The 6,073-nt window shown below is 68.1% G+C and carries 5 protein-coding genes and 1 pseudogene; 2 read left to right on the top strand and 4 right to left on the bottom strand.

The genetic code is table 11. The annotated features are described in order from the left end of the window. From AC1D15_RS15090 to tal, 3 genes and pseudogenes are all read right to left on the bottom strand, one after another. Positions 1-266: pseudogene (locus AC1D15_RS15090) on the bottom strand (HAD family hydrolase); the annotation flags it as partial. Continuing rightward, complete coding sequence (gene pgi / locus AC1D15_RS15085) at positions 263-1,864, bottom strand: glucose-6-phosphate isomerase (protein WP_477826613.1); 1,602 nt, start codon at positions 1,862-1,864, stop codon at positions 263-265. The gene pgi and the pseudogene AC1D15_RS15090, both read right to left, overlap by 4 nt. Next, on the bottom strand, positions 1,861-2,811 hold the full coding sequence (gene tal, locus AC1D15_RS15080) for a transaldolase (protein WP_047500305.1): 951 nt from the start codon (positions 2,809-2,811) through the stop codon (positions 1,861-1,863). The genes pgi and tal overlap by 4 nt, the downstream gene beginning before the upstream one ends. A gap of 242 nt (positions 2,812-3,053) precedes the next feature. Between tal and zwf the strand changes: the two genes are divergently transcribed. Then, positions 3,054-4,499, top strand: coding sequence for a glucose-6-phosphate dehydrogenase (gene zwf / locus AC1D15_RS15075; protein WP_047500303.1), 1,446 nt, complete (start codon positions 3,054-3,056; stop codon positions 4,497-4,499). 23 nt (positions 4,500-4,522) lie between these two features. Next, entirely contained in the window at positions 4,523-5,392 is an 870-nt protein-coding gene (locus tag AC1D15_RS15070) for a MurR/RpiR family transcriptional regulator (protein WP_047500301.1), read from the top strand. A 410-nt stretch (positions 5,393-5,802) separates the two neighbouring features. Here AC1D15_RS15070 and AC1D15_RS15065 read toward each other — a convergent pair. Then, the coding region (locus tag AC1D15_RS15065) for an STAS domain-containing protein (protein ID WP_477826612.1) at positions 5,803-6,073 on the bottom strand (271 nt) is incomplete at its 5' end.

The following is a 6,073-nucleotide window of genomic DNA, read 5'->3' as shown; positions in this document are numbered from 1 at the left end:
AGCTCGGCCGGCACCGCATCGACGATGCGCCGCACCGACGCCGCATCGAGCCCGGTGCGCGCCGCCAGCCGCGRCACGAGTTCGCCCTCGCCCAGCGTGCCGCGATCGAACTGCGCCCAGTCGCCGTCGCCATGCCCCTGGAAGAACACCGCCGCCAGCGCGCGGGCGGCCGTCTCGTCCATCGCGCGCTGCGGCAGCACGCGCTGCAGCAACTCGTGCGGCTTCCAGCGGAAGACGACGCCGCCGAAATCGAAGACCAGCCTCATCCGCCGCGCAGGCGGGTCAGCAGCCCGGCGGTCGAGCCGTCGAGCCCGGTCGTGTCGCCGCTGGCAAGCCGCGGCAGCAACTCGTTGCACAACGCCTTGCCGAGCTCGACGCCCCACTGGTCGAAGCTGTTGATGCGCCACAGCGCACCGCTGACGAACACCCGGTGCTCGAACAGCGCGATCAGCGCGCCCAGGCTGCGCGGCGTCAGCTCGTCGAGCAGCAGCGTCGTGCTGGGCCGGTTGCCGGGGAAGGTGCGGTGCTTCGCGAGCGTCAGCGGGTCGAGCGAGGCCGAAGCCGTCGGCGCCTTCTCCTGCATCGCCTGCTCGGTCGTCTTGCCGAGCATCAGCGCCTGCGCCTGCGCGAGGCCGTTGGCCAGCAGCTTGGTGTGCAGGTCGCTCAGCGAATGCGTCGGCCGCCTGACGAGCAGGAACTCGACCGGGATCACGTCGGTGCCCTGGTGCAGCATCTGGAAGTACGCATGCTGCCCGTTGGTGCCGGGCTCGCCCCACACGACCGGGCTGGTGCCGAACGGCAGCGGCTCGCCGTCGATGTCGACGCGCTTGCCGTTGCTCTCCATCTCGAGCTGCTGCAGGTAGGCCGGCAGCCGCTTCAGGCCCTGGTGGTACGGCGCCATGCTGCGGCTCGTGAAGCGGTGGAAGTTGCGGTACCAGACGTCGATCAGGCCCTGCAGCACCGGCAGGTTCTTCTCGAGCGGAGCCTGCGCGAAGTGCAGGTCCATCGCATGCGCGCCGGCCAGCAGCGAGCGGAAGTTGTCGGCACCGATGGCCAGCGCGATCGGCAGCCCGATCGCCGACCACAGCGAGTAGCGCCCGCCGACCCAGTCCCAGAAGCCGAACGTGGTGGTGATGCCGAACTCGGCCGCGGCCTTCACGTTGGTGGTGGTGGCGACGAAATGCTTGTCGATGTCTTCACCGCCCTGCGCCAGGAACCAGGCCTTCGCGGCATGCGCGTTGGCCATCGTCTCCTGCGTCGTGAAGGTCTTGCTCGCGATGATGAAGAGCGTCTCCTGCGGCTTCAGCCGGCGCAGCACCGGCGCGATGTCGTGGCCGTCGACGTTGGAGACGAAGTGGAACGTGATGCCCGGATGCACGAAGGTGTCGAGCGCCGGCACCACCATCTGCGGCCCGAGGTCGGAGCCGCCGATGCCGATGTTGACGACGTGGCGGATGCCGCTGGCCGCGGTGTCGCGCACCGTCTCGATGTAGCCGAGCATCGCATCGAGCACCGCATGCACCTCGCGGCCGAACGGCGATTCGCCCTCGGGCGCGCGCAGGGCCACGTGCTGCACCGCCCGCCCCTCGGTCACGTTGACCGGGTCGCCGCGCAGCATCGCATCGCGCTGCGCCTCGATGCCGCATTCGCGCGCCAGCTCGACGAGGAACTTCAGCGTCGCGGTGTCGACGCGGTTCTTCGACAGGTCGGCGAAGATCTCCGGCGCCTCGACGCTCAGCGACGCGAAGCGGTTCGCGTCGCGCGAGAACGCCTCGCGGATGTCGAAGTCACGGCCGTGCGCTTCGAAATGGCCCGACAGCGCGGCCCAGGCCGAGGTGCGGTCGCAGCGCGGGAAGCTGCTCATTTCAGGCCTTCGATCAGCTTGTCGAGCTTGCCGGCATCGACGGCGAACGCGCGGATGCCTTCGGCCAGCTTCTCGGTGGCCATCGCGTCGTCGTTCAGCGCGAAGCGGAAGCTCTGCTCGTTGAAGGTCGCCGCATGCAGGCTCGCGCCCTTGGCGTTCGCCGGATCGAGCTGGCGCGTGAGCGGCGCTTCGCTTGCCTGCAGCTGTGCGAGCAGCTCGGGGCTGATCGTCAGCAGGTCGCAGCCCGCGAGCGCGGTGATCTGGCCGACGTTGCGGAAGCTCGCGCCCATCACCTCGGTGGCGATGCCGAACTTCTTGAAGTAGTTGTAGATGTGGGCCACCGACTTGACGCCCGGGTCGTTGACGCCGGCGTTCGCCGCCTCGTCCCACTGGCTGCCGGCCGACTTCTTGTACCAGTCGTAGATGCGGCCGACGAACGGCGAGATCAGCTTGACGCCCGCATCGCCGCAGGCCACCGCCTGGCAGAACGAGAACAGCAGCGTCAGGTTGCAGTTGATGCCGTCGCGCTGCAGGATGCGCGCCGCCTGGATGCCCTCCCAGGTGGAAGCCAGCTTGATCAGCACCCGCTCGCGGCCGATGCCCGCCGCCTCGTACAACTCGATGATGCGGCGCGCCCGCGCCACGCTGCAGGCGGTGTCGAAGCTCAGCCGCGCATCGACCTCGGTCGACACCCGGCCCGGCACCACCTTCAGGATCTCCTGGCCGAAACGCACCAGCACCTGGTCGACGATGCCCTCGAGCGGCAGGCTCTTGTGCTTGGCCACCGTCTCCTGGAGCAGCGGCGCGTAGTCGGCGTGCTGCACCGCTTTCAGGATCAGCGACGGGTTGGTCGTCGCGTCCTTCGGCGCGAATTGCGCGAGTTGCTTGAAGTTGCCCGTGTCGGCGACAACGGCGGTGTACTGCTTGAGCTGGTCGATTTGATTCATGGCAAGACGCTGTTGAGCACAGGAAGGAAATTAGAACCCGTTCGGCGTGACACGCAAGCACGCCGACGACGGTTTGTTTTCAGAACGTAACCCGAAGTTCCACCGGCCGCATGATGCACCTTCGGGCGCCCCTCGTGCGGGGCGGGTTTCGTTGACGCTGCCCGGAAACTTGGGCATCATCCAGGTGAAACTAAATTACATCGTCGACCGCATGCGTCGACTTCACCACTGAGGCGGCAGGCATGTCTTTCGATCTCGTTTTCTTCGGCGGCACGGGCGACCTGACATGGCGCAAGCTGATGCCGGCGCTGTTCCAGGCCTTCCGCCACGGCAAGCTGCCGGCCGGTGGCCGCATCCTCGCGGTGGCCCGCGACGAGCAGAGCGACGACAAGTACCGCGGCTGGCTGAAAGAGCGTTTTCAAGAAGTCGAAGGCGCCAAGCGCCCGACCGATGAAGAGTTCGCCCGTTTCGCCGACATGCTGCACTACCGCCGCATGGACCTGTCGAAGCCCGAGCACTATGCCGGGCTGAAGCAGTGGCTCGAGGAGCGCAATGCCGACACGGCGGTGCTGTACCTCGCCACCAGCCCGCACCTCTTTCCGCAGATCTGCGAGCAGCTCGGCGTGGCCGGCCTGAACACGCCGCGCATCCGCGTGGTGCTTGAGAAGCCGTTGGGCCACGACCTGCAGAGCGCGCAGGAGATCAACCGCGTCGTGCGCTCGGTGTTCAGCGAGACGCAGGCGTTCCGCATCGACCACTACCTCGGCAAGCCCTCGGTGCAGAACCTGATGGCGCTGCGCTTCGGCAATGCGCTGTTCGAACCGCTGTGGCGCCGCGAGAGCATCGCCAACATCCAGATCACGCTGGCCGAGGCGATCGGCGTCGGCACGCGCGGCGATTTCTACGACCGCACCGGCGCGCTGCGCGACATGGTGCAGAACCATGCGCTGCAACTGCTGACGATGATCGCGATGGAGCCGCCGTCGCGCAACGATGCCGACGCGATCCGCGACGAGAAGCTGAAGGTGCTGCGCTCGCTGAAGCCGTTCACCGAAGAGAGCGTCGGCCGCGACGTGGTGCGCGGCCAGTACCGTGCCGGCACGGCCGGCGGGCAGCCGGTGGTCGGCTACCTGCAGGAAGTGAAGGTGCCGGCGGGCAGCCAGTGCGAGACCTTCGTCGCGCTGCGCACCGAGGTGCAGAACTGGCGCTGGGCCGGCGTGCCCTTCTACCTGCGCACCGGCAAGCGGCTGGCCGCGCGCGATGCGCAGATCGTCGTCAATTTCCGTCCGACGCCGCACAGCATCTTCCCGGGCCACAACCCGGCGAACAAGCTGGTGATCAACCTGCAGCCGGAAGACGGCCTCGAGCTGCACCTGCTGGCGGCCAAGGGTGCCGGGCAGCAGGAGCAGCTCGCGCCGGTGTCGCTCGACCTCGATTTCGACAAGGCCTTCGCCGAGAACCGCGTGGGCGCCTACGAGCGGCTGCTGCTCGACGCGATCGCCGGCCGGCTGAACCTGTTCGTGCGCAGCGACGAGCAGGAGCAGGCGTGGCGCTGGGTCGAGCCGATCCTCGACGCCTGGGGCAAGGACAGCACCGGCCCGCGCCCGTATGCGGCCGGCACCTGGGGGCCGGCGGCCGCGAGCGCGCTGGTCGCGCGCGACGGCTACGCCTGGTCCGAAGAGCAATAAGCGCGCACCTCGCCGGATCCCCCATGCTGGACCGCATTCGCGCGTCGATCCCCGCGCTTCCGCCGGCGGAGCAGCGCGTGGCCAAGCTGGTGCTGGCCGACGCCCGCAGCTTTGCGAGCCTGCCGGTCAGTGAGCTGGCCGACCGGGCGCATGTCAGCAAGCCGACGGTGGTGCGCTTCTGCCGCAGCGTGGGCTACGACGGGCTGGCCGATTTCAAGCGCAAGCTGGCCGGCAGCGTCAACGAGGGCGTGCCTTTCGTGCACCGCGCGGTGGACGAGGACGACAAGCCGGGCGACATCGTCGTCAAGGTGGTCGACAACGCGGTCAGTGCGCTGCTGAAGTACCGCAACGATGCTGCGAGCCTGGCGTTCGACCGCGCGATCACGGCGCTGGCCGAGGCCGGCCGCGCCGGGCGGCGGATCGAGTTCTACGGGGTCGGCAATTCGGGCATCGTCGCGCAGGATGCGCAGCACAAGTTCTTCCGGCTGGGCGTCAACGCGCTGGCGATCAGCGACGGCCATGTGCAGGTGATGAGCGCGACGATGCTGCAGCCGGGCGATTGCGTCGTGATCATCTCGAACTCGGGCCGCAGCCGCGACCTGATCGACGTGGCCGAGATCGCGCGCAAGAAGGGCGCGACGACGATCGTGATCACCGCGAGCGGCTCGCCGCTGGCGGTGATCGGGCAGACCGGCAGCAGCCAGATCCTGCTGGCAGCCGACCACCCGGAGGATTACGACCGCTACAGCCCGATGGTGTCGAGGCTGTTGCACCTGATCGTGATCGACATCCTGACCACCGGGGTGGCGCTGCGGCTGGGGAGCGAGCTGCGACCGATGCTGCAAGAGATCAAGCGCAATCTGCGCGCCAAGCGGTACGCACAAGCTGAGTAGCTTGCTTGCGGAGCTCTTGTGCGGCAAAGGCGTGGGTGGGGGGAAAAGATTGAAGTGACCGACGAGCGCGCCAACGCTCGCATGCTYGTCGGTCACTTCARTCTTTTCCCTCCAACAAGAGTTGGTGGTGCTTAGCGGCGCGGCGGGTGAGGGGCTGGGCTGGGGGCGATTTCTGAGGCGACGAAGAAGGTCGGCTTCGGGGGTGGCGCGCGCCAGCGCGCTTCGTAGACATGCTCATCGCCACTGTTTGACCACAGCGAACGCAGTGAGCGGAGGGAGTTTGGCGATGCACCCACGAAGCCGAGCTTCTTCGTGGAGTCGGCCCGCCAGGGCCGACCGCCGAGGCATGAGCCCCCAGCCCAGCCCCTCACCCGCCGCGACGCGACGCGMCGCGCCGCACCGCGACAAGCTCAAGACGCCTTCAGCAACAGCCCATCCACACCGTACAGCCGAGCCAGCTCAGCCAGCTTCACCGGTGCATTGCGCACGGCAAATCCCTTGCCAAACGCCGTCGCCAGCCGCTGGCACTCCAGCAGCACCGCGAGCGCCGCCGAATCGAACTGCGCCAGGCCCGAGGCATCCACCGTCACGGTGGGCTCGGACTGCGTCTTCACTTCCTGCTGCAAGGCCTGCGACAGCATGCGCTGCGTGTCGCGGGCCTCGCGCGTGGTCACCGTGGCG

This window comes from Rhizobacter sp. P2_H2 (assembly GCF_056403375.1).
The sequence above is the reverse complement of the archived record's forward strand: the minus strand, read 5'-3'. Positions and strand labels throughout refer to the sequence as shown.